The organism is Streptomyces sp. NPDC085944 (assembly GCF_040686295.1).
In the GTDB taxonomy this organism is placed as follows: Bacteria; Actinomycetota; Actinomycetes; order Streptomycetales; family Streptomycetaceae; genus Streptomyces; species Streptomyces salinarius.
Window position 1 is genome coordinate 343,397 of sequence record NZ_JBFBJX010000003.1, and the last position, 23,986, is coordinate 367,382.

The 23,986-nt window shown below is 74.1% G+C and carries 19 protein-coding genes; 17 read left to right on the forward strand and 2 right to left on the reverse strand.

Annotation, left to right across the window (positions count from 1 at the left end; genetic code table 11):
* Positions 1 to 181: 181 nt before the first annotated feature.
* The 3 genes from coaBC to AB0P07_RS07950 all read left to right on the forward strand — a co-directional run bounded on the left by coaBC (position 182) and on the right by AB0P07_RS07950 (position 5,113).
* Positions 182 to 1,384: a bifunctional phosphopantothenoylcysteine decarboxylase/phosphopantothenate--cysteine ligase CoaBC gene (coaBC, locus tag AB0P07_RS07940; protein ID WP_365546622.1), complete on the forward strand. Its 1,203-nt coding sequence runs from the start codon at positions 182 to 184 to the stop codon at positions 1,382 to 1,384.
* 239 nt (positions 1,385 to 1,623) lie between these two features.
* Positions 1,624 to 2,832, forward strand: coding sequence for a methionine adenosyltransferase (metK, locus tag AB0P07_RS07945; protein ID WP_365546624.1), 1,209 nt, complete (start codon positions 1,624 to 1,626; stop codon positions 2,830 to 2,832).
* Positions 2,833 to 2,962: 130 nt separating this feature from the next.
* Positions 2,963 to 5,113, forward strand: coding sequence for a primosomal protein N' (locus AB0P07_RS07950; RefSeq protein ID WP_365546627.1), 2,151 nt, complete (start codon positions 2,963 to 2,965; stop codon positions 5,111 to 5,113).
* Positions 5,114 to 5,251: 138 nt separating this feature from the next.
* On the opposite strand, the gene AB0P07_RS07955 is transcribed toward AB0P07_RS07950, so the two are convergent.
* Complete coding sequence (locus tag AB0P07_RS07955; protein ID WP_365546630.1) at positions 5,252 to 5,758, reverse strand: hypothetical protein; 507 nt, start codon at positions 5,756 to 5,758, stop codon at positions 5,252 to 5,254.
* A 306-nt stretch (positions 5,759 to 6,064) separates the two neighbouring features.
* Between AB0P07_RS07955 and fmt the strand changes: the two genes are divergently transcribed.
* Together fmt and AB0P07_RS07965 are read left to right on the forward strand one after the other, a co-directional pair.
* Positions 6,065 to 6,997: a methionyl-tRNA formyltransferase gene (fmt, locus tag AB0P07_RS07960; protein WP_365546633.1), complete on the forward strand. Its 933-nt coding sequence runs from the start codon at positions 6,065 to 6,067 to the stop codon at positions 6,995 to 6,997.
* A gap of 80 nt (positions 6,998 to 7,077) precedes the next feature.
* The gene (locus tag AB0P07_RS07965; protein WP_365546636.1) at positions 7,078 to 8,505 is read left to right on the forward strand and encodes a transcription antitermination factor NusB; all 1,428 of its coding nucleotides are present in this window, start codon (positions 7,078 to 7,080) and stop codon (positions 8,503 to 8,505) included.
* A gap of 28 nt (positions 8,506 to 8,533) precedes the next feature.
* Here AB0P07_RS07965 and AB0P07_RS07970 read toward each other — a convergent pair whose 3' ends face one another.
* Positions 8,534 to 8,830 (reverse strand): trypco2 family protein, encoded by a 297-nt coding sequence (locus AB0P07_RS07970; protein ID WP_186778863.1) that lies wholly within the window; start codon positions 8,828 to 8,830, stop codon positions 8,534 to 8,536.
* Between the two features lie 75 nt (positions 8,831 to 8,905).
* Here AB0P07_RS07970 and AB0P07_RS07975 point away from each other — a divergent pair, with 75 nt between their 5' ends.
* The 12 genes from AB0P07_RS07975 to AB0P07_RS08030 all read left to right on the forward strand — a co-directional run bounded on the left by AB0P07_RS07975 (position 8,906) and on the right by AB0P07_RS08030 (position 23,937).
* Positions 8,906 to 11,023 carry a serine protease gene (locus tag AB0P07_RS07975; RefSeq protein ID WP_365546639.1) on the forward strand — a complete coding sequence of 706 codons (2,118 nt, stop codon included), beginning with the start codon at positions 8,906 to 8,908 and terminating at the stop codon, positions 11,021 to 11,023.
* Positions 11,024 to 11,072: 49 nt separating this feature from the next.
* Positions 11,073 to 13,631, forward strand: coding sequence for a tetratricopeptide repeat protein (locus AB0P07_RS07980; RefSeq protein WP_365546642.1), 2,559 nt, complete (start codon positions 11,073 to 11,075; stop codon positions 13,629 to 13,631).
* Positions 13,632 to 13,735: 104 nt separating this feature from the next.
* Entirely contained in the window at positions 13,736 to 15,166 is a 1,431-nt protein-coding gene (locus AB0P07_RS07985) for a VWA domain-containing protein (protein WP_365546645.1), read from the forward strand.
* Positions 15,163 to 16,101, forward strand: a complete 939-nt coding sequence (locus tag AB0P07_RS07990; protein ID WP_365546648.1) for a hypothetical protein — start codon at positions 15,163 to 15,165, stop codon at positions 16,099 to 16,101. The genes AB0P07_RS07985 and AB0P07_RS07990 overlap by 4 nt, the downstream gene beginning before the upstream one ends.
* The gene (locus tag AB0P07_RS07995; protein WP_365546651.1) at positions 16,098 to 17,306 is read left to right on the forward strand and encodes an extracellular solute-binding protein; all 1,209 of its coding nucleotides are present in this window, start codon (positions 16,098 to 16,100) and stop codon (positions 17,304 to 17,306) included. Before AB0P07_RS07990 ends, AB0P07_RS07995 begins: the two co-directional genes overlap by 4 nt.
* Before the next feature lie 163 nt (positions 17,307 to 17,469).
* Positions 17,470 to 18,156 (forward strand): ribulose-phosphate 3-epimerase, encoded by a 687-nt coding sequence (gene rpe / locus AB0P07_RS08000; RefSeq protein WP_365546654.1) that lies wholly within the window; start codon positions 17,470 to 17,472, stop codon positions 18,154 to 18,156.
* Positions 18,157 to 18,233: 77 nt separating this feature from the next.
* Positions 18,234 to 19,277 carry a sugar-binding domain-containing protein gene (locus AB0P07_RS08005; RefSeq protein WP_365546657.1) on the forward strand — a complete coding sequence of 348 codons (1,044 nt, stop codon included), beginning with the start codon at positions 18,234 to 18,236 and terminating at the stop codon, positions 19,275 to 19,277.
* A gap of 36 nt (positions 19,278 to 19,313) precedes the next feature.
* On the forward strand, positions 19,314 to 19,667 hold the full coding sequence (locus AB0P07_RS08010) for a barstar family protein (protein ID WP_365546659.1): 354 nt from the start codon (positions 19,314 to 19,316) through the stop codon (positions 19,665 to 19,667).
* A 108-nt stretch (positions 19,668 to 19,775) separates the two neighbouring features.
* Positions 19,776 to 21,218 (forward strand): GuaB1 family IMP dehydrogenase-related protein, encoded by a 1,443-nt coding sequence (locus AB0P07_RS08015; RefSeq protein WP_365546661.1) that lies wholly within the window; start codon positions 19,776 to 19,778, stop codon positions 21,216 to 21,218.
* Positions 21,219 to 21,288: 70 nt separating this feature from the next.
* Complete coding sequence (locus AB0P07_RS08020) at positions 21,289 to 21,684, forward strand: hypothetical protein (RefSeq protein ID WP_365546664.1); 396 nt, start codon at positions 21,289 to 21,291, stop codon at positions 21,682 to 21,684.
* Positions 21,685 to 21,981: 297 nt separating this feature from the next.
* Positions 21,982 to 23,469: an amino acid permease gene (locus AB0P07_RS08025; protein ID WP_365546667.1), complete on the forward strand. Its 1,488-nt coding sequence runs from the start codon at positions 21,982 to 21,984 to the stop codon at positions 23,467 to 23,469.
* Positions 23,470 to 23,484: 15 nt separating this feature from the next.
* Entirely contained in the window at positions 23,485 to 23,937 is a 453-nt protein-coding gene (locus AB0P07_RS08030; protein WP_365546670.1) for an Lrp/AsnC family transcriptional regulator, read from the forward strand.
* Positions 23,938 to 23,986 lie beyond the last annotated feature (49 nt).

Consider the following 23,986-nt stretch of genomic DNA (forward strand, 5'->3'; position numbering starts at 1 on the left):
CAGCAGCATCGGCGGTCAGCAGTATCGGCGGTATTATCTTCAGTCTTACGCTGACTTATCCACAGGCCCGGCAGCCCGACTGTCGGGCCTGTGGTGTGTGATGGGTCCTACGCGCACTCCGAGCGGCGCGTAGTCCGAGCGGCGCGTGGTCCGAGCGCGTCACCCGAGCCGGGGAGAGACGGTGGACAAGCCCAAGGTCGTTCTGGGGGTCAGCGGCGGCATCGCCGCGTACAAGGCCTGTGAGCTGCTGCGCAGACTCACCGAGTCGGGGCACGAGGTCCGGGTCGTCCCCACCGCCTCCGCGCTGCACTTCGTCGGTGCCGCCACCTGGTCCGCCCTGTCCGGCCACCCCGTGTCGACCGAGGTCTGGGACGACGTCCACGAGGTCCCGCACGTGCGCATCGGCCAGCACGCCGACCTGGTCGTCGTCGCCCCGGCCACCGCCGACATGCTCGCCAAGGCCGCCCACGGCCTGGCCGACGACCTGCTCACCAACACCCTGCTCACGGCCCGCTGCCCGGTCGTCTTCGCTCCGGCCATGCACACCGAGATGTGGGAGCACCCGGCCACCCAGGAGAACGTGGCGACGCTGCGCCGCCGCGGCGCCGTAGTGATCGAACCCGCCGTCGGCCGCCTCACCGGCGTCGACACCGGCAAGGGCCGGCTGCCCGACCCGGGCGAGATCTTCGAGGTCTGCCGCCGGGTGCTGGCCCGCGGGGCGCGCGAGCCCGACCTCGCCGGACGGCACGTGGTCGTCAGCGCCGGCGGCACCCGGGAGCCCCTCGACCCCGTCCGCTTCCTCGGCAACCGCTCCTCCGGCAAGCAGGGCTACGCCCTCGCCCGCACCGCCGCCGCCCGCGGCGCCCGCGTCACGCTCGTCGCGGCGAACGCGTCGATGCCCGATCCGGCCGGCGTGGACGTGGTGCCGGTCGGCACGGCGGTGGAGCTGCGCGAGGCGATGCTGCGCGCCGCGGCGGACGCCGACGCCGTCGTCATGGCCGCGGCGGTGGCGGACTTCCGGCCCGCGGCCTATGCCACCGGGAAGATCAAGAAGAAGGACGACCAGGAACCCGCGCCGATCGCCCTGGTGCGTAATCCGGACATCCTCGCGGAGATCTCCGCGTCTCGTGCCCGCTCCGGGCAGGTGGTCGTCGGCTTCGCCGCCGAGACCGACGACGTCCTGGCCAACGGCCGGGCCAAGCTGAAGCGGAAGGGCTGCGACCTCCTCGTGGTGAACGAGGTGGGGGAGCGCAAGACCTTCGGTTCCGAGGAGAACGAGGCGGTGGTCCTGGGCGCCGACGGCAGCGAGACGCCGGTCGCCCACGGCCCGAAGGAAGCGCTGGCCGACACGGTCTGGGACCTCGTCGCCCGGCGACTGGAATGACTGGCCCATTCGCTCGAAGCAGCCTCGAAGACGACGCATTCCAGCGTGGCGCCCCTGGCCAAGGATGCTTCCTTCTGGGCAGAATGCCCGTGCCGCAGGTCACAGCCCTCCCGAGAGCTGAGACGGGTGGGCCCGCGGCAGAGCGCGACCGATAAACTGTTCTCGGACGTCGCCGGGTGCAGCTCCCCGTGCCGTCCACAAATGATCAGCCAGCAGCCGCTGCAACCCCAGGGAGCGTTGTGTCCCGTCGCCTGTTCACCTCGGAGTCCGTGACCGAAGGTCACCCCGACAAGATCGCTGACCAGATCAGCGACACGATTCTCGACGCGCTTCTGCGTGAGGACCCGACCTCTCGGGTCGCGGTCGAAACCCTGATCACCACCGGTCTGGTGCACGTGGCCGGAGAGGTCACCACCAAGGCCTACGCGGACATCGCCAACCTGGTCCGCGGCAAGATCCTCGAGATCGGCTACGACTCCTCCAAGAAGGGCTTCGACGGAGCCTCCTGCGGCGTGTCGGTCTCCATCGGCGCCCAGTCCCCGGACATCGCGCAGGGTGTCGACACCGCGTACGAGAACCGCGTCGAGGGCGACGAGGACGAGCTGGACCGCCAGGGCGCCGGCGACCAGGGCCTGATGTTCGGCTACGCGTCCGACGAGACGCCGACGCTGATGCCGCTGCCGGTCTTCCTGGCCCACCGCCTGTCCAAGCGCCTGTCCGAGGTCCGCAAGAACGGCACCATCCCGTACCTGCGCCCGGACGGCAAGACCCAGGTCACCATCGAGTACGACGGCGACAAGGCGGTCCGGCTGGACACCGTCGTCGTCTCCTCGCAGCACGCGAGCGACATCGACCTGGAGTCGCTGCTGGCCCCGGACATCAAGGAGTTCGTCGTCGAGCCGGAGCTGAAGGCGCTCCTGGAGGACGGCATCAAGATCGACACGGAGAACTACCGTCTCCTGGTCAACCCGACGGGCCGCTTCGAGATCGGCGGTCCGATGGGCGACGCCGGTCTGACCGGCCGCAAGATCATCATCGACACCTACGGCGGCATGGCCCGCCACGGCGGCGGCGCCTTCTCCGGCAAGGACCCGTCGAAGGTCGACCGCTCCGCGGCGTACGCCATGCGCTGGGTCGCGAAGAATGTCGTGGCCGCCGGCCTCGCCGCCCGCTGCGAGGTCCAGGTCGCCTACGCGATCGGCAAGGCCGAGCCGGTCGGCCTCTTCGTGGAGACCTTCGGCACCTCCAAGGTCGAGCCCGAGAAGATCGAGAAGGCGATCGACGAGGTCTTCGACCTGCGCCCGGCCGCCATCATCCGCGACCTCGACCTGCTCCGCCCGATCTACGCCCAGACCGCGGCGTACGGCCACTTCGGCCGCGAGCTGCCCGACTTCACCTGGGAGCGCACCGACCGCGTGGACGCGCTGCGCGAGGCCGCGGGCCTGTAGGCCACGCTCCGGGGCGCCGTCGCGCCCCACGGCACGTCAAGGAGGCCCGGTGTCCCCGAGGGGGCGCCGGGCCTCGCCGCATGGTCCCCGTCCCGGCAGTGCTGTCAGTGGTCTTTGCGAGAATGCAGGCGTGAGCAGCGAGAACGGATCTGAGCGGGGCGGCGCGCAGGACGCGCCGCCCGAGCAGCTCGCGCTCATCCGGGAGACCGTGCGCAGGGCGAGGACCCCGCGGGCCAAGCCGCGCACCTGGCGCGGGGCCGCGCTCGCCAAGGAGCTGCCGGTCGCGAGGGTCCTCGTCGACAAGGGCGTCCTCCATCTCGACCGGTACTTCGACTACGCCGTGCCCGAGGAGCTGGACGCCGACGCCCAGCCGGGGGTGCGGGTGCGGGTGCGCTTCGGGGCCGGGCGGCACCGGGTGCGGGACGGGCGGCGCGAGGGCGGCGGACTCATCGACGGCTTCCTCGTCGAGCGGCTCGCTGAGTCCGACTACGCCGGGCCGCTGGCCGCGCTGGCCCAGGTCGTCTCGCCCGAGCGGATCCTCGACGAGGAGCTGCTCGGCCTCGTCCGCGCGGTCGCCGACCGGTACGCGGGCAGCGTCGCCGACGTCCTCCAGCTCGCCGTCCCCCCGCGCAACGCACGGGCCGAGAAGCGGGCCTCGCCGCAGCCGCTGCCCGCGCCGCCGGTGCCCGAGCCGGGACCGTGGGAGCGGTACGAGCAGGGGGCCGCGTTCGTGGCGGCCCTTGCGTCCGGCGGCACCCCGCGCGCGGTGTGGAACGCGTTGCCCGGCCCGCGGTGGACCGAGGAACTCGCGCGGGCCGTGGCCGCCACGCTGGCCTCCGGCCGGGGCGCCCTGGCCGTGCTGCCCGACGGACGGGCCGTCGCCCGCGTCGACGCCGCGCTCACCGCGCTTCTCGGCGAGGGACGGCACGCGGTGCTCACCGCCGACGCCGGGCCCGAGAAGCGGTACGCGCAGTGGCTCGCGGTGCGCCGGGGCGCCGTACGGGCCGTGATCGGGACCAGGGCCGCCATGTTCGCGCCGGTGCGGGACCTCGGTCTGGTCGCCCTGTGGGACGACGGCGACGACAGCCACAGCGAGCCGCACGCCCCGCAGCCGCACGCGCGCGAGGTCTTGCTGCTGCGCGCCGCACAGGACCGGTGCGCCTTCCTGCTGGGCGGCTGGAGCTGCACCGTGGAGGCCGCCCAGCTCGTGGAGACCGGCTGGGCCCGGCCCCTGGTCGCCGCGCGGGAGCAGGTCCGGGACGCCGCGCCGCTGGTGCGGACCGTGGGGGACCACGACCTGGCCCGCGACGAGGCCGCCCGCGCCGCGCGCCTGCCCACTCTCGCCTGGCAGACCGTCAGGGACGGACTGCGGCACGGACCGGTACTGGTGCAGGTGCCCCGGCGGGGCTACGTCCCCCGGATGGCCTGCGCGGCGTGCCGGACGCCCGCGCGGTGCCGGCACTGCGCGGGGCCGCTGGAGGGGCAGGAGTCCGCCTCTGCCCTGCGATGCGGCTGGTGCGGGCGCGAGGAGGGAGCCTGGCACTGCCCGGAGTGCGGGGCCTTCCGGCTGCGCGCGCAGATCGTGGGCGCCCGGCGCACGGCGGAGGAGCTGGGGCGGGCCTTCCCGGCCGTGCCCGTGCGCACCTCCGGACGTGAGCATGTGCTGGACACCGTCTCCGAGGCCCCCGCGTTGGTCGTGAGTACCCCGGGGGCCGAACCCGTCGCCGAGGGCGGATACGCGGCGGCGCTGCTGCTCGACGGCTGGGCGATGCTCGGCCGGCCCGACCTGCGGGCCGGCGAGGACGCGCTGCGGCGCTGGCTGGCCGCGGCCGCCCTGGTGCGCCCGCAGAGCGCCGGGGGCACCGTCGTCGCGATCGCCGAGCCGACGCTGCGGCCGGTGCAGGCGCTGGTGCGCTGGGACCCGGCCGGCCACGCGCTGCGCGAGCTGGCCGAACGGGCCGAGCTGGGCTTCCCGCCGGTGTCGCGGATGGCGGCCGTGTCGGGCCCCCCGGAGGCCGTGACCGGTTTCCTCGGCGCAGTCGAGCTGCCGCGAGAGGCGGAGGTGCTCGGACCGGTACCCCTGCCGGTCACCGCACCGGGGCGGCCGCGGCGGGTGGGTGCGCCACCGCCCGGGGAACACTGGGAACGTGCACTGGTCCGGGTGCCGCCGGGGCGCGGGGCGGCCCTGGCCGGTGCGCTGAAGGCCGCTCAGGCGGCCCGGACGGCACGGGGAAGCGACACGGCTGTGTGGGTGCGGATCGATCCGCCCGACATCGGGTGAGGCGGGCCTCCGCGCAGCGGTGCCGGGCCGACACGCCGCGGCCCTCCGTCTCCGGGGTCGGGGAGGGCGGAGGGCCGGTGCGAGATCGCGGCTCGGCCGGTGCGAGCGGCCGGTGTGCGGGTCAGCCGTTGCCGGGCGTCAGCCGTTGCGCGGGCCGGGGAAGGCGGTCGGGCGGACCTCGTCGCGCAGGGACGGGCTGCCCGAGGTCGGCTGGGTCGGCATGGAACGGGCCGCCGGAACCGTGGGCACCGGGGTGTGCTCGGCGGCCTCGGCGGTGGACGCCGCCGTCTGGGCCGCGGCGCGCCGGGAGCCGTAGCGCCGGTGCACCGCCTGCTTGGTCACGCCGAGCGCGGAGCCGACCGCGTCCCAGGAGAAGCCGAGCGAACGGTCGAAGTCCACGGCGGCCGTGACCAGGGTCTCGACACTGTCCCGCAGCTCCTGCGCGAGACGGACCGTCGGGGCGGGGGCGCGTCCGTAGACGACGAAGCCCGTGGAGGGGCCGGAGCGGCGCGGGCGGTAGACGTTGCCCAACTGGGCGGTGAGGGTGCGCAGTGCGTCCACCTGCCGGCGGACCCGCTCGATGTCCCGCACCAGCAAGTGCAGGCTGGCCCGAGCCTGGGCGTCGTGGGTTGCGTGGTCGGCCATGAACAAGCCTCTCGAACCGGCGTTGAAAGGAATCGGGCCGCGCGGGCGGCCCGGCGTGTCAACTCTTTCTTGACCAACGTGCGGGTGCGGGGTTGGTCACGGGATGGGGGCGTGGGGGTTTGGTCGTGCGCCCCCTCGGCTTTCGGCCTCCGAGAGGGCTTCCATCCGCGCACCACCCGTTTTTGGCCGGAGAGACGCTGGGCTCTCCCGCGGGGCACCGCGCCGTCGGCGGCTTTGCGTCGGTTGACGGCTCGTAGACTGGTGCGTCGCCCGCAACCGTCCCCGCCCGAGAGGCCCGTCCCACCCATGAAGCTCGTCTTCGCCGGCACCCCCGAGGTCGCCGTTCCCGCCCTGGACGCCCTGATCGCCTCCGGGCGTCACGAGGTGGCTGCCGTCGTCACGCGGCCCGACGCTCCGGCCGGGCGCGGACGCCGGCTGGTCGCCTCGCCCGTGGCCGAGCGGGCCGAGGAGGCGGGCATCGAGGTGCTCAAGCCCGCGAAGCCGCGCGACCCCGAGTTCCTGGACCGGCTCCGCGAGATCGCGCCCGACTGCTGCCCCGTCGTCGCCTACGGCGCCCTGCTGCCCCGCGTCGCCCTCGACGTGCCCGCCCAGGGCTGGGTCAACCTGCACTTCTCGCTGCTGCCCGCCTGGCGCGGCGCCGCCCCCGTGCAGCACGCGCTGATGGCGGGCGACGAGATCACCGGCGCTTCCACCTTCCTGATCGAGGAGGGCCTGGACTCCGGCCCCGTGTACGGGACCGTCACCGAGACCGTCCGGCCCACCGACACCAGCGGCGACCTGCTGACCCGGCTGGCCTTCGCCGGGGCCGGCCTGCTCGCGGCCACCATGGACGGCATCGAGGACGGCAGTCTGAAGGCCGTACCGCAGCCGAGCGAGGGCGTCACGCTCGCCCCGAAGATCACCGTGGAGGACGCCCGGGTCGACTGGACCGCCCCGGCCCTGCGCGTGGACCGTGTGGTGCGCGGCTGCACCCCGGCCCCCGGCGCCTGGACCACCTTCCGGGGGGAACGGCTCAAGCTCGTGCAGGCCCTGCCGCTGCCCGACCGGACCGACCTCGCCCCGGGACAGCTCGCCGCCGCGAAGAACAACGTGTACGTCGGCACCGGCTCGCACGCCGTCGAGCTGGTGTGGGTGCAGGCGCAGGGCAAGAAGCCGATGCGGGCCGCGGACTGGGCGCGCGGCGCGCGGATCACCGAGGGCGAGCTGCTCGGCGGCTGATCCGTGCCCGAGCGCCAACGCTCACCCGCGCGGCGTACGCTGGTGAGCGCACTTCACCCCACACCCGGAGCACCTTTTTCGTGAGCGAGCAGCCCCGTCGTCCCCGCAAGCCCGGCAAGCCGTACCGCAGGCCGCAGAAGGACCCCGTCCGCATCCTTGCCTTCGAGGCGCTCCGGGCCGTGGACGAGCGGGACGCGTACGCCAACCTCGTTCTGCCGCCGCTGCTGCGCAAGGCACGCGAGAAGGAGGGACCCGAGAAGTTCGACGCCCGGGACGCGGCCCTCGCGACCGAGCTGGTGTACGGGACGCTGCGCCGGCAGGGGACGTACGACGCGATCATCGCGGACTGCGTGGACCGGCCGCTGCGCGAGGTCGACCCGCCGGTGCTCGACGTGCTCAGCCTGGGTGTGCACCAGCTGCTCGGGACGCGGATCCCGAGCCACGCCGCCGTCTCCGCCTCCGTGGAGCTGGCCCGGGTCGTGCTCGGGGACGGGCGGGCCAAGTTCGTCAACGCCGTGCTGCGCAAGGTGGCCCGGGACGACCTCGACGGCTGGCTGGAGCGCGTCGCCCCGTCCTACGACGAGGACCCCGAGGACCACCTCGCCGTCGTGCACTCGCACCCGCGCTGGGTCGTCTCCGCGCTGTGGGACGCGCTGGGCGGCGGCCGCACCGGCATCGAGGAGCTGCTGGCCGCCGACAACGAACGCCCCGAGGTCACCCTGGTCGCGCGGCCGGGCCGGGCCACCCCCGACGAGCTGCTCGGCGAGGAGGCCGCCGTACCGGGACGCTGGTCGCCGTATGCCGTGCGGCTGAGCGAGGGCGGCGAGCCCGGGGCCGTCGAGGCCGTGCGGGAGGGCCGCGCCGGTGTGCAGGACGAGGGCAGCCAGCTGGTCGCCCTGGCCCTGGCCAACGCGCCGCTGGACGGGCCGGACCGGCGCTGGCTGGACGGGTGCGCCGGACCCGGCGGCAAGGCGGCGCTCCTCGGTGCGCTCGCCGCCGAACGGGGAGCCTTCCTGCTGGCCTCCGAGAAGCAGCCGCATCGCGCCGGGCTTGTGGCCAGGGCGCTGGACGGCAACCCGGGGCGCTACCAGGTGATCGCCGCCGACGGGACCCGCCCCGCCTGGCGCCCGGAGAGCTTCGACCGCGTCCTGGTGGACGTGCCGTGCACGGGGCTCGGCGCCCTGCGGCGTCGTCCCGAGGCGCGCTGGCGGCGCCGCCCCGAGGATCTGGACGGCTTCGCCCCGCTCCAGCGCGGACTGCTGCGCAGTGCCCTGGAGGCCGTACGGGTCGGCGGCGTCGTCGCCTACGCGACCTGCTCGCCGCACCTCGCCGAGACCCGCGCCGTCGTCGCGGACGTCCTCAAGCAGCACCCCGGCACCGAGCTGCTCGACGCCCGGCCGCTGCTGCCCGGCGTCCCCGACCTGGGCGAGGGGCCCGACGTCCAGCTGTGGCCGCACCTGCACGGCACGGACGCCATGTATCTGGCCCTCGTGCGCCGGACCTCCTGACCGGCGCCGCCCCCGTCCTTCGCGGCGCCTAGCGGCGGTTGACCTTCATCCGCGTCCCGTCCGCCAGCTCCGGTTTCAGGTCCACCTGGACCTGATGGGTGGTCTGGTGGTCGACCGAGCCGCCCAGTTCGGCCGTCACCACACCGATCCGGACGCCTCCCCGGCCGCTGCCCGCGCGGTGGACCTGCACAGTGAAGGTCAGGCTCACGTTCTCCACCGCGAAACCCAGGTCGTGGCCCGCCGCCTCGGCGCGGGCCTCCTCGAGTTCGCCCCGGATCCGGCCGATCACCTCGGCCAGCCCCACGAAACCCGGTTCGTTCGTCAACTCGCCTCCGTACAAAGCTCGTTCACTGTTGTCGCAGCAGTATGCGCCAGCTGTACCCGCCCGTATAGTTCGCATATGGCTGCTGGCGGGGGAGAGCCGGCCGCCTCGCCCATGAAGACGCCGAGCTGGGCGGTGCGGATCCGGGGAGCGGACGGGGAGATCGCGGGGGCCGGCATACTGCTGACCCCCGACCAGGTGCTCACCTGCGCGCACGTGGTGGACCGCGCGGCGGCCCGGCTCACCGCCGAGTTCGTCGGCGCCACCGACCACAGCGTGCCCGCGGTTCCCGCCCGGGTGGACGGCACCGCCTACGTACCGGAAACGCGGGACGCCGACGGCGACCCCGGCGGGGACGTGGCCCTGCTGCGGCTGGAGCGGCCCCGGCCGGTGCGGGAGACGGTACGGCTGCACCGGCTGTCCGCACCGGGCCGCGAAGTGCGCATGTACGGCTTCCCCTACGCCCACAACGGCGGCATCTGGTTCCGCTCCACCGTCGTCGGCGGCTGCGGGCGCGACGGACAGGTGCAGCTGAGCCCGGTCAGCCCCGGTGAACTGGCCAGCCCGGGGTGCAGCGGCGCGGGCGTCGCCGACAGCCGGACCGGAGAGGTCATCGGCATGGTGCTCAGCGGTCAGCTGGACCAGCACGGCAACCGGTTCTCCTTCATGAGTCCCGCCGAGACCATCGCCCGTCACCTGCCCGGGCTCAAGCCGCACATCGTGGGCCCCACGGCCGTGGACGAGCGGCTGCTCCCCACCGACGAAGGCCCCTCCCCGGACCTGCTCGACGAGCCGTTCGCCCAGCGCCTCGCCGCCTGGCTGCGCGACGACGGCAGTCAGGTGAAGATCAGCGTCGTCGGGCCCGGCGACGCCGCCCGCGCGGCCACGCTGCGCCGCGCCATCACCCTCGCCGACCGGGAATTACGCACCGCGGTCTCGATCGACCGCGCGTCCCTCGACCCGCCCGGCACCGTTCCGTCGGCCGGCGGCCACGACCTCGCGGTGGACGCGAGCGGGGTGACCGCCGCCGAGATCGCCGAGCGGATCGCCGAACGCATGGGCCTGTGGCAGCACCCGGAGGATCCCCCGCTCGACCGCATCCGCGCCTCAAGGGCAACCCTCAACCTGGTCGTCGTCGGCGTCGACGAGGCGATCGACCCGCTGCCCCTGCTGGACCTCATGGAGGTGCTGCGCGCCGGGGGCAGCCGTCTGCTGCTGGTGTTCCGCACGACCGGCGACTGTCACCGCCTGGCCTGCGACCGGCTGCTCACCCGGCCCGCGCGGGAGCGTCGCGCCCGGCTCGTCGAGCGGCTGCGGGACCTCACCGGACCGCTCGCCGAGGAGCTGCGCGAACGCCTCGCGGCCGTGGTCCCGCACGGCGTACGCCCCCTCGACTCGGACCTGGTGGCCGCGCACGCCGCCCTGGCCGAACTGCTGCGCGCGGACGACGACGATGGCGAGCGCGGCCGGGCGGGGGGACCTGCCCGGGACCGGGACCCCGACCGCGGCCCTCACCAGCCCCCGGGCCGGGTCCGGGGCGCCGACCGGGACCTGGACCTGGACTGGGACCTCGGCCGTGTCCGCCACCTGGAGCCCGGCCGTGACCGGGACCTCGGCCGGGAGCGAGAGCGGGACGTCGACCGCGATCGGCGTCCGGACCGTGGCCATGGCCGGGACCCCGACCGCGGCCCTCACCAGCCCCCGGGCCCGGTCCGGTACGCCGACCCGGACCCGGACCTCGACCTGGACTGGGACCTCGGCCGTGTCCGCCATCCGGAACCCGGCCGTGACCGGGACCTCGGCCGGGAGCGAGAGCGGGACGTCGACCGCGATCGGCGTCCGGACCGTGGCCATGACCAGGACCCCGGCCGTGTTCCCGTCCGCGCCGCCGGACCCGTGCTGGACCTCGGACGGTACGAGCGGCTGGCCGATCGGGTGGCCGGCCGCCTGGCGGCGGGCGTCGCCGCGCTCGACCGGCTTCGCGACCGGCGCGACGAACTCGCCGGACGCCTGCGCGGCTATCACGTCCTGCACCAGCACTCCCTGCAGGGCGAGGAGGACCCGGCCGTGGACGACCTCTACCTCCGGGCCCACGCCCTGCTGCGGGCCAGACCCTGCGACGTGCGTGCGGCGGAGGCGGCGGTGGACGCCTACACCCGGCGCGTCGACGACCACGGCGGAGGTGACGCGCGATGACGGCGAGGAGTTCCCGGCCCGCCCCGCGGACGCACCGGGAGCCCCCGGCATGAACGGCAGAGCCTGCGTCAGAGCCGACTGCCGGGGCGGCCGGATCATGGTCACCGGGTACTGCGACACCTGCTTCCGCCGCCCCCTCGACCCCGAACCGCCCTCGACGGAGCCGGCCCCCGCCCCGGACGGCTCCGTCGCACCGGCGGAGCCGGCGTCGCAGGGCCTGGCCGCCCCGAGCCCCGGCGAGCTGGACCGCGACGGGCTCCTCGTCCTGCCCGTCCTGCCCTCGCCGGACCCCTCCGAGGCCGCCGACACCGTCGCCCGGCCCCCGACCGGCGGCCGGCGCTGCGGTGTCGACAACTGCGCCGGCACCATCGGGGTGTCCTACGACGGCGGTCCCGCGCCCGACCACGGGTTCTGCCCGGAGTGCGGTACCGAGTACTCGTTCCGGCCGAAGCTGCGCCCCGGTGACCGGGTCGGCGGGCACTACAAGGTGCTCGGCTATCTCGCGGTCGGCGGGCACGGCTGGGTCTACCTGGCCGAGGACACCAGGGTGCCCGGCCTGCACGTCGTCCTCAAAGGGCTGATCAACACCGGCGACGCCGTGGCCCGCCGGGCCGCGGTCGAGGAGCGCCGCTCACTCACCAGCCTCCACCACCGCGACATCGTCCGTATCGTCACCCACGTCCAGCACCTGGTGCCGGGCGACGACGAACCGACCGGCTACATCGTGATGGAGTACGTCGGCGGCCGGTCCCTCGCCTGGATCCGGTTCGCCCCCGAGGAGGAGCTGGCGCGGCTGTTCGGCACCGGCGGCTTCGAGTTCGGGCACGTCATCACCTACGGCTGCAAGATCCTCGGCGCCCTCGAGTACCTGCACGACCAGGGTCTGCTCTACTGCGACATGAAGCCCGAGAACGTCATCCACTACGGGCGCGAGATCAAGGTCATAGACCTGGGCGCCGTCCGCCGGATCGACGACCGTTCCTCCGGGCTGGTGCACACCCACGGCTACGCCCCGCCGAAGCGCGAGCGCGACCGGCGCGGCCTCGACGTCGACAGCGACCTGTACACCGTGGGCCGGACCCTGAAGGTGCTCGCCGAGCGGGCCACCCGGCCCGCCGGACTGGCCGCCCGCTCCTTCGAGGCGCTGATCCGCCGGGCCACCCACCCCGAGCCCGCCGCCCGGTTCCGTTCCGCGGCCGAGATGTCCCGCCAGCTGTGGGAGGTGCTCCGCGAGGACCAGGCGCTCGGCGGACGGGGACCGTACCCCGAGCGCTCCACCCGGTTCGAGCCGACCGCGGCGGTCTTCGGCGCCGCGCTCGGCACGGTACCGGCGCTCCGGTGGTGGACGCGGCGCCCCGGCGGCAGCCCACCGGAGCTGCCCGCGGGGGCCCCCGGACCCAGGGCGACGGCCCGCGCGCTGCCGGTCCCCCTGCCGGACGCCTCGGACCCGGCGACCGCACTGCTCGGCGGACTCGCCGCCGACACCCCCGACCGCATCGCCGAACGGGCCGAGGGCGACCCGGCGCTGCGCACCGTGGAGACGGCGCTGTGGCTGTGCCGTGCCTACCTGGACGCCGGGAACGCCGCGCGGGCCGAGGAGTGGGTGGCCCGGGCCAAGGGCTGGAGCGGCGACTACGACTGGCGGATCTTCTGGCACCGCGGCCTGGTCCATCTCACGCGCGGCGCGGTGGGCAAGGCGGAGGACGAGTTCGCCGCCACCTACGCCGCGCTGCCCGGCGAGGCGGCACCCAAGCTGGCGCTCGGCTACTGCGCCGAGTACCTGGCGGAGCGGCTCCGGGAGACCGACGTACGGGAGCCGGACCCGCCCGGGCAGGACGTACGGGCGCCGGACGGACAGGCAACGGGCGCACAGGGACGAGACGGACGGGTACCGGGCGGACCGGCACCGGAGAGATCTGCACCGGGCGGCCAGGGTCCGAACGCACAGGGCCCGAACGCACGGGACTGCGACGCAGGCGGGCCGGACGCGCGGCGGCTCTCCCCGCAAGCCCGCCAGGCGGACCCGCAGGCGGCCGAGCGGGCGCGGGCCCGCGAGACGCAGGCCGAGGAGTTCTACGAAGCGGTGCTGCGGCGCGACCCCACGCAGGGCAGCGCCGCCTTCGGGCTGGCCCGCGTCCGGCTGCGCCGCGACGGACGCCGCCGGGCCGTCGAGGTACTGGACGACGTGCCGACCACCTCCCGCCACTACGACGCCGCCCGCGTCGCGGCGGTGCGGATCCTGGCCGGCCGGCTGCCCGGCGGGCTCGGGCCGCTCCCCGCCGACCTGCGCGAGGCCGCCGAACGGCTGGCGGGGCTGCACCTCGACGGCAGCGACTCCTGGGACCGGCTGGTGACCGAACTGCGCGAACAGGCGCTCGCCTGCCGCCCGCCCGAAGGCTGGGGGAGCGGCTTCCTCGCCGGTGAGCTGCTCGGCTCGCAGGACACCGAGGAAGCGCTGCGCAAGCAGCTGACCAGGTCCCTCAAACGGCTCGCCGACCAGGCGGGCAGCGCCGACGAGCGCGGGGACCTGCTGGACGCCGCCTACGCCGTGCGCCCGGCACCGGCCGGGCTGCGCGACCTGGTGCGGGGGCGGCGGCGTACGCAGTGAGCAACGTGACGGGGCGAGGCGCGAAAGCCTGGGCATGACGGCGACGACGTGGGCGAGGGGGCTTGGACACGGTGGAGAGGGGAACGCCCGGGACGGGCGCAGCGGTGGGGCAGGCGGTCGCCGGGCTGGAGATCAGCCAGTGGAAGTACCTGTCCAGCGAGGCGGGCGACCCGCAGATGCACGCCATCCTCAGCGTGCGCGTGGACGGCACCGGGGGCGCCGGCCGCCGGGGCGGCCCGGTGCTCGCGCAGGTTCTGGCCGTGGACTGCTCCAGCTCGATGACCTGGCCGGTGGAGAAGCTGCACGCGGCTCAGCGGGCGGCGGTCGCGGCGATCCGCAAACTGCCCGACGGCGCCCCGTTCGCGGTGGTCCGGGGCAGCGAGCAGGCGGCCGTGGTGTACCCGGACACCCCGCGCATGGCCCGCGCCTGCGACTTCACCCGGGCGCGCGCGGAGCGTGCCGTGCGCGAGACGGTCGCGGGCGGCGGCACCTGCATCGGCGCCTGGCTGGACCTGAGCCGCCGCCTGCTCGCGGAGCAGGGCGCGCCCATCGGTCACGTCCTGCTGCTCACCGACGGCAAGAACCAGCACGACGAGCACCTGCCGCTCGCCCGGGTGCTGGACGAGTGCGCGGGCCAGTTCGTCTGCGACGCCTGGGGCATCGGCGACGGGTGGGACGGCCGGGAACTGCTGCGGATCACCCGCCGGCTGCACGGCAGCGCCTCCTCGGTGCGCGAGGAGGCGGCGCTGCCGGCGGAGTACGAGCAGCTGATGAACCGGTTGCTCACCAAGACCGTCCCCGAGCTGGTGATCTCCGTGACCGCGATGCCCGGGTGCACCGTGCGTTACCTCAAGCAGGTCTTCCCCACCGAGGCCGAGCTGACCGCCGAGGACGGCACCGGACGGTTCGTCACCCGCGCCTGGGGCGACGAGACGCGCCGCTACCAGCTGTGCCTGGCCGCCGACCCGGCCGGCCGGCCGCGCCGGGAGGACCTCCAGATCGCCGTGGTCGCCGTCGACGTGCCCGGCGGCGACGAGGTCCGGCTGCCGCCGCCGCAGCCCTGCCTGGTGCACTGGACCGACGACCCGGCCCTGTCCCGGCACACCGACGTCCAGGTCGAGCACTTCGAGCAGCACCAGCGGCTCGGCGAGGCGGTCGCCGCGGCCACCGACGCACACCGCCGAGGACAGCGCGACCTGGCCGAGCACCAGCTGGGCCGCGCCGTTCAGCTCGCCCACGCCATGGGCGCCGACGAGCAGCTGGCCCGGCTGGCCCGGCTGGTGCGGATCGAGGACGCGCAGGACGGCCGGGTTGCCCTGCGCCCCGACGTGACCGCCGTCGACTTCCAGCACCTGATCACCGCGAGCAGCCACAGCACCTACGGCCCCGCGTCCGGCACCGGGCCCGGCTCCGGCGCGTCGGGCACCGCACCGGGCGGCGGAGCCGCGGTCACCTGCCCGTCCTGCTCGCGCAAGGGTCCGGCGGCCGCCCGGTTCTGCCCGTCCTGCGGCCACGGCTTCGAGGCACGGCCGTGAGCACCACCGGCCGGGACCTGACCCGCAGGCTCAGGCTGCTGCTGGCCCTGGCGACCGCGACCACCCTCGCGCTGTTCCTCGCCTACCGAGGCGTGCACGACGACACCGTGCCCCTGGCCACCGAGAGCGCGCCCGGCATCCGCGCCGTCGACACCGCGCAGAGCGCGCTGCGGCAGGCGCACGAGGTGGTCCGCGACACCGGCGCCGAGGGCGACACCAGCGGGGAGTTCCTCACCCAGATCTCCGTCGCCCAGCAGAGCCTCGCCCTGGCAGCCTCGGAGAACGTCACCGGCCTGGCGGGCCGCCACGACGTCCAGACCGTCACCGGGCTGATCGCCGTCTACTCGGGCTGGGTGGAACGCGGGGGCCGGGAGCCCGACGGCTCACCGCTGCGCGCCGCCTTCCTCCACTACGCCGAGAAGGTCCTCGGCCTGCGGGCCGAGGCCGGAACCGAGGGCGACATCATGAGCCGCCTCGACGCCCTGCGCGGCGAACAGCTGGCCGAGGCCCGGCGGCAGGCCGCCTTCCCCTGGCAGCTGTGGCTCGGCTGGTGCACGGTCGCGGTGCTGTACGCGGCCCTGTGCGGGGCGCTGCTGGAGACCCAGTGGTTCCTGCGGCGCCGCTTCCGGCGGCCCGTGCGGCTGCGGTTGCCCGCCGTCACCGTGCTGTGCGCCGTCGGCGTGCCGTTGCTGGCCTGGCAGACCCTGCAGGCCCACCGCGCGATGACCGACTCCGTCGCCGAGGTACGGGTGCCGCCGGCCGGCCCGGACGCCATCCCCGTGGTGGCCGACGAGGTGCAGGGCGCGCTCGCGGACGCCGGGTTCTGGGCCTCGTTGTCCGACTGGATCCTGCTGGGAGGGGCTGTGGTGGTGGCGCTGACGCTGTGGGTTCTGTGGCCGCGGATCGCCCTGTACCGGTTCCGGGGGCAGCGATGAGCCGCCCGGGCCCCCGCACCCTCGGCATCCTCTGCGTCTGCCTGGTCCTGCTCGGCGCCGGCGTCTGGGCCGGGGTCCGCTGGGCCCGTGACGGGGAGGGCTCCGTCACCCTGCTCGCCAACTGGAGCGGCGCGGAGCGCGAGCAGTTCGAGGAGCACGTCATCGAGCCCTTCGAGGAGAAGTACCGGATCGATGTCGTCTACCAGGGCAGCTCCGCGCTCAGCCAGGTGCTCGCCGCCGACATGGCGGCCGGCAACCCGCCCGACGTGGCGGTGCTGCCCGGCCCCGGCGAACTGCTCGCCTACGCCGTCGACGGCCGGCTCCACCCGCTGGACGACCTCTTCGACGCCGGGGACTACGACCGGTTCTGGGCTCCCCGGGTGACGGTGCCGGGAGCGGGCGGCGCCCACACGTACTGGCTGCCCGTGAAGACCGGCCTGAAGAGCATGGTGTGGTACGCGGGTCCGGCGCCGACGGCAAAGACGGCCGGCCCTCCCGCACGGTGGTGCCTCGGCATGGAGTCCGGCGCGACCTCCGGCTGGCCCGGCACCGACTGGGTGGAGGACATCCTGCTCCAGCAGGCCGGCCCACGGGTGTACGCGGACTGGGCCAACGGCAGGCTGCCCTGGACCGACGACGCCGTACGCAAGGCCTGGACGACCTGGTCCGACCTGGTGGGCGCGGGCGACGCCTCCCGCGTCGAGCAGGTGCTGACCACCGCGTTCGACGCCGACTGCGCGGCGGGCCGCCTCGAGCACCAGGGGTCCTTTCGCGCCGGACACTGGCGGCAGCGGGGCGGCGACTACGTCCACTTCTCCGAGGTGGTGCCCGGGGCCGGCGCGGACGCCGGCGCCTGGGAGGTCTCCGGCGACCTCGCGGCCATGCTGAACCCGACCCCGCAGGCCAGGAAGCTGATCGGCTACCTCGCCGACCCGGACACCGCGCTGCCGGAGTACACGGCGAACAGGTCGGCCGCGGCGGACACCGAGCAGGACGCCGTCGAGCGGGAGATCGGCACCCTCCTGCGTGAACCCGGCCGCACCCGCTGCTGGGACGCCTCCGACGCCATGCCCCGCACCACCCGCGACGCTTTCCACCAGGCAGTACTCCGCTACTTCGCCGACCCGACCGACCTCGGCACCCGCCTGAAGGAACTCGACCGGCTCCGCAAACCCCAGAACCTCCCGGTCTGCGGCACCGACTGAACGCGCGGCACAGTAGCGCCCCAAAGGGGCGCGGGGCCGTGACACTCTGCGGCTCCGCCGCGCGAGCGCGAGCAACCCACCACCGGGCCCGCGGCCAACGAACGACCCTGCCCACCCCGGCCCCCTCCCCGCCCACCCCCAAGGGCATGGCACGCTTGGGCACATGGCCGCGCAGATCAACCCCAGCATCCTGTCCGCCGACTTCGCCCGCCTCGCGGACGAGGCCAAGGCGGTCGGGGGAGCCGACTGGCTCCACGTCGACGTCATGGACAACCACTTCGTCCCGAACCTCACGCTCGGCGTGCCGGTGGTCGAGTCCCTGGCCCGCGCCACGGACACCCCGCTGGACTGCCACCTCATGATCGAGGCCCCGGACCGCTGGGCCCCGCAGTACGTGGAGGCGGGCGCGGGTTCCGTCACCTTCCACGCCGAGGCCGCCGCCGCGCCGGTGCGGCTGGCCCGGGAGATCCGGGCCAAGGGCGCCCGCGCCTCCATGGCGCTCAAGCCCGCGACGCCGATCGAGCCGTACGAGGACCTGCTCCCCGAACTCGACATGCTGCTGATCATGACGGTTGAACCCGGCTTCGGTGGGCAGGCGTTCCTCGACATCATGCTTCCCAAGATCCGCCGCACCCGTGAGCTGATCAGGAAGCACGGTCTGGAGCTGTGGCTCCAGGTCGACGGCGGTGTCTCGGCGTCCACGATCGAGCGGTGCGCCGAGGCCGGCGCCGACGTCTTCGTCGCGGGTTCCGCGGTGTACGGGGCGTCCGACCCGGCCGAGGCGGTACGCGCGCTGCGTACGCAGGCCGATGCGGCCACCGCCAAAGCATCCTGGTTCTGCGACCACTGAGGAACAGAAAGTGAACGGCTCCCATCAGGGCCGATCAAGTGCGCCGAATCTGCAAGGATGAACGGCGTATCCAGAGTGTGAACAGCAGTGAGGAGATCGCCGTGTCGGGTATGTCGGCGGGCCGTTCAGCCATGCGGATGGGACCCGCTGAGCTGGTCCAGGCGGCGGCCATGGCCCGCCGCTTCTACCTCGAGGGCAAGTCCAAGATCCAGATCGCGGAGGAGTTCGGCGTCAGCCGCTTCAAGGTGGCCAGGGTTCTCGAGACCGCCCTCGAGCGGGACCTTGTACGCATCGAGATCCGGGTGCCGGCCGAGCTGGACGCCGAGCGTTCGGACGCCCTGCGCGCCCGTTACGGGCTCCGGCACGCCGTCGTGGTGGAGTCCCCGGCGGACGCCGAGGAGACGCCCGACCCGGAGAACCTGGGGGAGGTGGCCGCCGACCTGCTCGGCGAGCTGGTCAACGAGGGCGACGTGCTGGGGCTGGCCTGGGGCCGGTCCACCATCCACATGGCGGCGGCGCTGGACCGGCTGCCGCCGTGCACCGTGGTGCAGCTGACGGGCGTGTACGACGCCGGGACCGCCGAGCGCGGCTCGGTGGAGGCCGTGCGCCGCGCCGCCCAGGTGTCCGGCGGCGACGCCCACCCCATCTACGCGCCGATGCTGCTGCCGGACGCGGCCACCGCGCAGGCGCTGCGGCACCAGACCGGGATCGCCCGGGCCTTCGAGTACTTCGACAAGGTCACGGTCGCCTGTGTCTCCATCGGCTCCTGGGAGCCCGGCATCTCGACGGTGCACGACATGCTCAGCGACGAGGAGCGCGCGCACTACGCCTCGCTCGGCGTCGCCGCCGAGATGTCCGCGCACCTCTTCGACGCCGACGGGCGCCGGGTCGGGCGGGACCTGGGGGAGCGGTGCATCACCGTCAAGGCCGACCAGCTCCGCCGTATCCCCGAGGTCGTCGCGATCGCGGGCGGGCAGCGCAAGGCGGCGGCCATCGACGCGGTGCTGCGCTCCGGCCTCGTCACCAGCCTGGTCACGGACACGTCGGCCGCGGACTACCTGATGACGGTGGGCTCCGCCCCGAAGTCGACGCTCAACCGGGCCGACCCGGACGGGATCTGACGGCCGATCGGCAATAAACGGGAAGAGGGGCGCGACATGACCGAGGACTCCGCGGGGCGGCTCGTGGTCACGCTGGACCTCGGCGGGGTCACGGACAAGGCGGGGCTGATGGACCGCTGCGCCCGTGACCTGGCGCTGCCCGACTGGTTCGGCCGCAACTGGGACGCCCTCGCCGACTCCCTCGCCGACCCCTCGGTGTGGCCCGAGGGCGCGGCGGACCGGGGACTGGTGCTCATGGTGGAGGGCTGGCGCGCGTACGCCCAGGCGCGGCCGGACGAGTGGGCGGTCGCCGAGGAGGTCTTCGCCGAAGCCACCGACCGCGGCCCGGGGCTCTTCGTCACCCTCGGCCCTGGAGGTTCCTCCAAGCACGCCGCTGACCAGCCTGGATGATCCGACCGAGGGTGATCGGTCCCGCGTCATGGGAGAATGAAGTACGTGCTCTTTCCCCCTGGCTGACCTGTCCGGGGGCCACCTCTGATCGACTGGGATGTGCAGCACGTGCGTTTCCTCAATGACATCCAGCCCTCGTACGACCTGACGTACGACGACGTGTTCATGGTGCCGAGCCGCTCCGCGGTGGGCTCCCGGCAGGGCGTGGACCTCGGCTCCCCGGACGGCACGGGCACCACGATCCCGCTGGTCGTCGCCAACATGACCGCCATCGCGGGCCGCCGGATGGCCGAGACGATGGCCCGGCGCGGCGGGCTCGTGGTCATCCCGCAGGACATCCCGATCGAGGTCGTCACCGACGTCGTCTCCTGGGTGAAGAGCCGCCACCTCGTCCTGGACACCCCCATCGTGCTGGCCCCGCACCAGACCGTCGCCGACGCGCTGTCCCTGCTGCCCAAGCGCGCGCACAACGCCGGGGTCGTCGTCGACGGGGACCACCGGCCCGTCGGTGTGGTCACCGACGCCGACCTGTCCGGCGTGGACCGCTTCACCCAGCTCGAGGAGGTCATGTCCAAGGACCTGATCCTCATCGACGCGGACCTGGACCCGCGCGAGGCCTTCAACACCCTCGACGCCGCCAACCGGCGCTACGCGCCCGCCGTCGACAAGGACGGCCGCCTCGCCGGCATCCTCACCCGCAAGGGCGCCCTGCGCGCCACGCTGTACACCCCGGCCGTCGACGCGAACGGCAGGCTCCGCATCGCCGCCGCCGTCGGCATCAACGGCGACGTGGCCGGCAAGGCCGGGCAGCTGCTCGACGCGGGCGTGGACACCCTCGTCATCGACACCGCGCACGGTCACCAGGAGTCGATGATCAACGCGGTCAAGGTCGTGCGCGAGCTGGACCCGCGGGTCCCGGTCGTCGCGGGCAACATCGTCTCCGCCCAAGGGGTGCGCGACCTCGTCGAGGCGGGCGCCGACATCGTCAAGGTCGGCGTCGGCCCCGGCGCCATGTGCACGACCCGGATGATGACCGGTGTGGGCCGGCCGCAGTTCTCCGCCGTCCTGGAGTGCGCCGCCGAGGCGAAGAAGTACGGCAAGCACGTGTGGGCCGACGGCGGCGTCCGCCACCCGCGCGACGTGGCGATGGCCCTCGCGGCCGGCGCGTCCAACGTGATGGTCGGCTCCTGGTTCGCCGGGACCTACGAGTCCCCGGGCGACCTCCAGCACGACGCCAACGGCCGCGCCTACAAGGAGTCCTTCGGCATGGCCTCCGCCCGCGCCGTGCGCAACCGCACCTCGGAGGAGTCGGCGTACGACCGGGCCCGCAAGGCCCTGTTCGAGGAGGGCATCTCCACCTCCCGGATGTTCCTCGACCCGGCCCGCCCCGGCGTCGAGGACCTGATCGACTCGATCATCGCGGGCGTCCGCTCCTCCTGCACCTACGCCGGCGCCGGCTCCCTGGAGGAGTTCGCCGAGAAGGCCATCGTCGGCATCCAGAGCGCCGCCGGTTACGCCGAGGGCAAGCCGCTCCACGCCAGCTGGAGCTGACCCGCGCCCTCCCGAACCCGTCCCGTCAGGCCTGCTTGACGTCAAGCAGGCCTGACGAGACGCTGGACGCATGACGACACCACAGAGCATCGAGCCGGAACACACCCTGCTGACCGCCGTGGCCCGTCTCGACGAGCTGCGCGCCCGCGAGTCCCTCGCCGGGTTCGGCAGCGACGGCGAGGCCCTGGACCGCCCCCAGCTCCTCGAACTGCTCGCCCTGAGCGAGGTGGTCGCCCGCAAGGCCGCCTACGGGCGCCAGCTCACCGTCCGCGCCGCCCGCGAGGCCGGTGCCTCCTGGTCGCAGATCGGGGCCGCCCTCGGCACCAGCAAGCAGGCCGCCTGGGAGGCGCACACGCGCTGGATCGACGCCCAGGAGGCCGCCCGCGGCAAGCCCGGGGAGATCGGCTTCGACGCGGCGGACGCGGCCGAGGCACGCGCCGTCGCGGGCCGACCGGACGACCACTGACCAGGCCCGATCCACCGATCCCCGCCCCGCGCGCAACGCCGTGCGCCCCGCGCGCAACGAACACCCGCGCCGCCCCGCCGAACGCAACGATCGTGCTCGAATGCGCAAGGTTGCTGCATTACCGGCGCCCCGCCCCCCTCGTAGTGTTCTGCGCTGTACGTGGCGTGGCGGGGACCCCGCTCGGTGGGTTCCCGTGCCGCACGAGCGCGCCCACCGGTCCCCGCCGCTCCCCAGGCCCGCCCGGAGCCCGTCCGCTCACCCCGGCGGAGCCACCGGCAGCGACAAAGGAGTCCCCGCGTGATCGACCAAGGCGCACCCCCGCACCAGGACGCATCGGCAGCCCCGTCCCCGGGCCTCGCCGCGCGCCTCATGCGCCGCAAGCCCGTGGAACGCCTGGTCGCCGAGGGCGGCCAGGGCGAGGGCGGCAGCCTCCGCCGCTCCCTCGGCCTCTGGCAGCTCACGATGATCAGCATCGGCGCCACCCTCGGCACCGGCATCTTCGTCGTCCTCGGCGAGGCCGTCCCCAAGGCCGGGCCGGCCGTCACGCTCTCCTTCGTCATCGCCGGTCTCACCGCGCTCTTCTCGGCCCTCTCCTACGCCGAGCTGGCCGGCACCATCCCGGTCGCCGGGTCCTCGTACTCGTACGCCTACGCCACCATGGGCGAGCTGGTCGCCTGGGTCTGCGGCTGGTGCCTGATCCTGGAGTACGGCGTGTCGGTGGCAGCCGTCGCCGTCGGCTGGGGCGAGTACCTGAACGAGCTGCTCCACGGCACCATCGGCGTCACCCTCCCCGCGGTCCTCTCCGCGCCGCCCGGCGACGGCGGCATCTTCAACCTGCCCGCGCTGATCGTCGTGCTCCTCGCCATGACGTTCCTGCTCGGCGGCGCCCGCGAGTCCGCCCGCGCCAACACGATCATGGTCGTCGTCAAGATCGCGGCGCTGGTGCTGTTCTGCGCGATCGGCGTGCAGGGCTTCCGCTCCGGCAACTACGAGCACTTCATGCCGCTCGGCATGGCCGGGGTGAGCGCGGCGGGTGCGACGCTCTTCTTCTCGTACATCGGCTTCGACGCCGCCTCCACCGCGGGCGAGGAGGCCAAGAACGCCCAGCGCGACCTGCCGCGCGCGATCATGCTGTCCCTGGTCATCGTCACGGTGCTGTACGTCCTGGTCGCGGCCGTCGCCGTCGGCGCCAAGCCCTGGCGGACCTTCACCGACTCCGAGGCGTCCCTCGCCCAGATCATGACCGACGTCACCGGGCAGAGCTTCTGGGGCACCCTGCTGGCCTTCTGCGCCGTCGTCGCCATCGCCAGCGTCGTGCTGACCGTCCTCTACGGCCAGACCCGCGTCCTGTTCGCCATGTCCCGCGACGGACTGGTGCCCAAGGTCTTCTCCCAGGTCCACCCGAAGACCGGCGCACCCCGCGCCAACACGCTGATCGTCTCGCTGTTCTGCGGAGTCCTCGCCGCCGCCATCCCGCTCGGCCAGCTGGCCGACGCCACCAGCATCGGCACCCTCTTCGCCTTCGCCCTGGTCAACGTGGCCGTCGTGGTGCTGCGCCGGACCCGTCCCGACATGCGCCGCACCTTCCGGGTCCCGCTGTCGCCGGTCCTGCCCGCCCTCGGCTTCGGCTTCTGCGTCTGGATGATGGGCAGCCTGTCCACCGTCACCTGGGTGGTCTTCGGTGTCTGGATGGCCGTCGGGCTCGTGTTCTACTTCGTGTACGGCCAACGCCGCTCCCGACTCGCCACGCCGGACCCCTCCCAGGCCCGGACGCACCAGAAGTGAAGTGAACGACCCGCAGTGCTGAACGATCTCGACGAACGCATCGTGCACGCCCTCGCCGAGGACGCCCGCCGCTCCTACGCGGACATCGGGCAGTCGGTCGGACTCTCCGCGCCCGCCGTCAAACGGCGCGTGGACCGGCTGCGCGCCACCGGCGCCATCACCGGCTTCACCGTCCGGGTCGACCCGGCCGCGCTCGGCTGGGAGACCGAGGGCTTCGTCGAGATCTTCTGCCGCCGCAACACCTCGCCCGAGACCATCCAGCGGGGCCTGGAGCGCTACCAGGAGGTGGTGGCCGCGTCCACCGTCACCGGGGACGCGGACGCGGTCGCCCAGGTCTTCGCCTCCGACATGCGGCACTTCGAGCGGGTCCTGGAGCGGATCGCCGGGGAGTCGTTCGTGGAGCGCACCAAGTCCGTCCTGGTGCTCTCGCCGCTCCTGCGGCGCTTCTCGTCGGGCTCGCCCACGTAAAGCCATGGGCGGGGCGCCGCACGCCGTCTAGCATCGGTGCCATGACCTG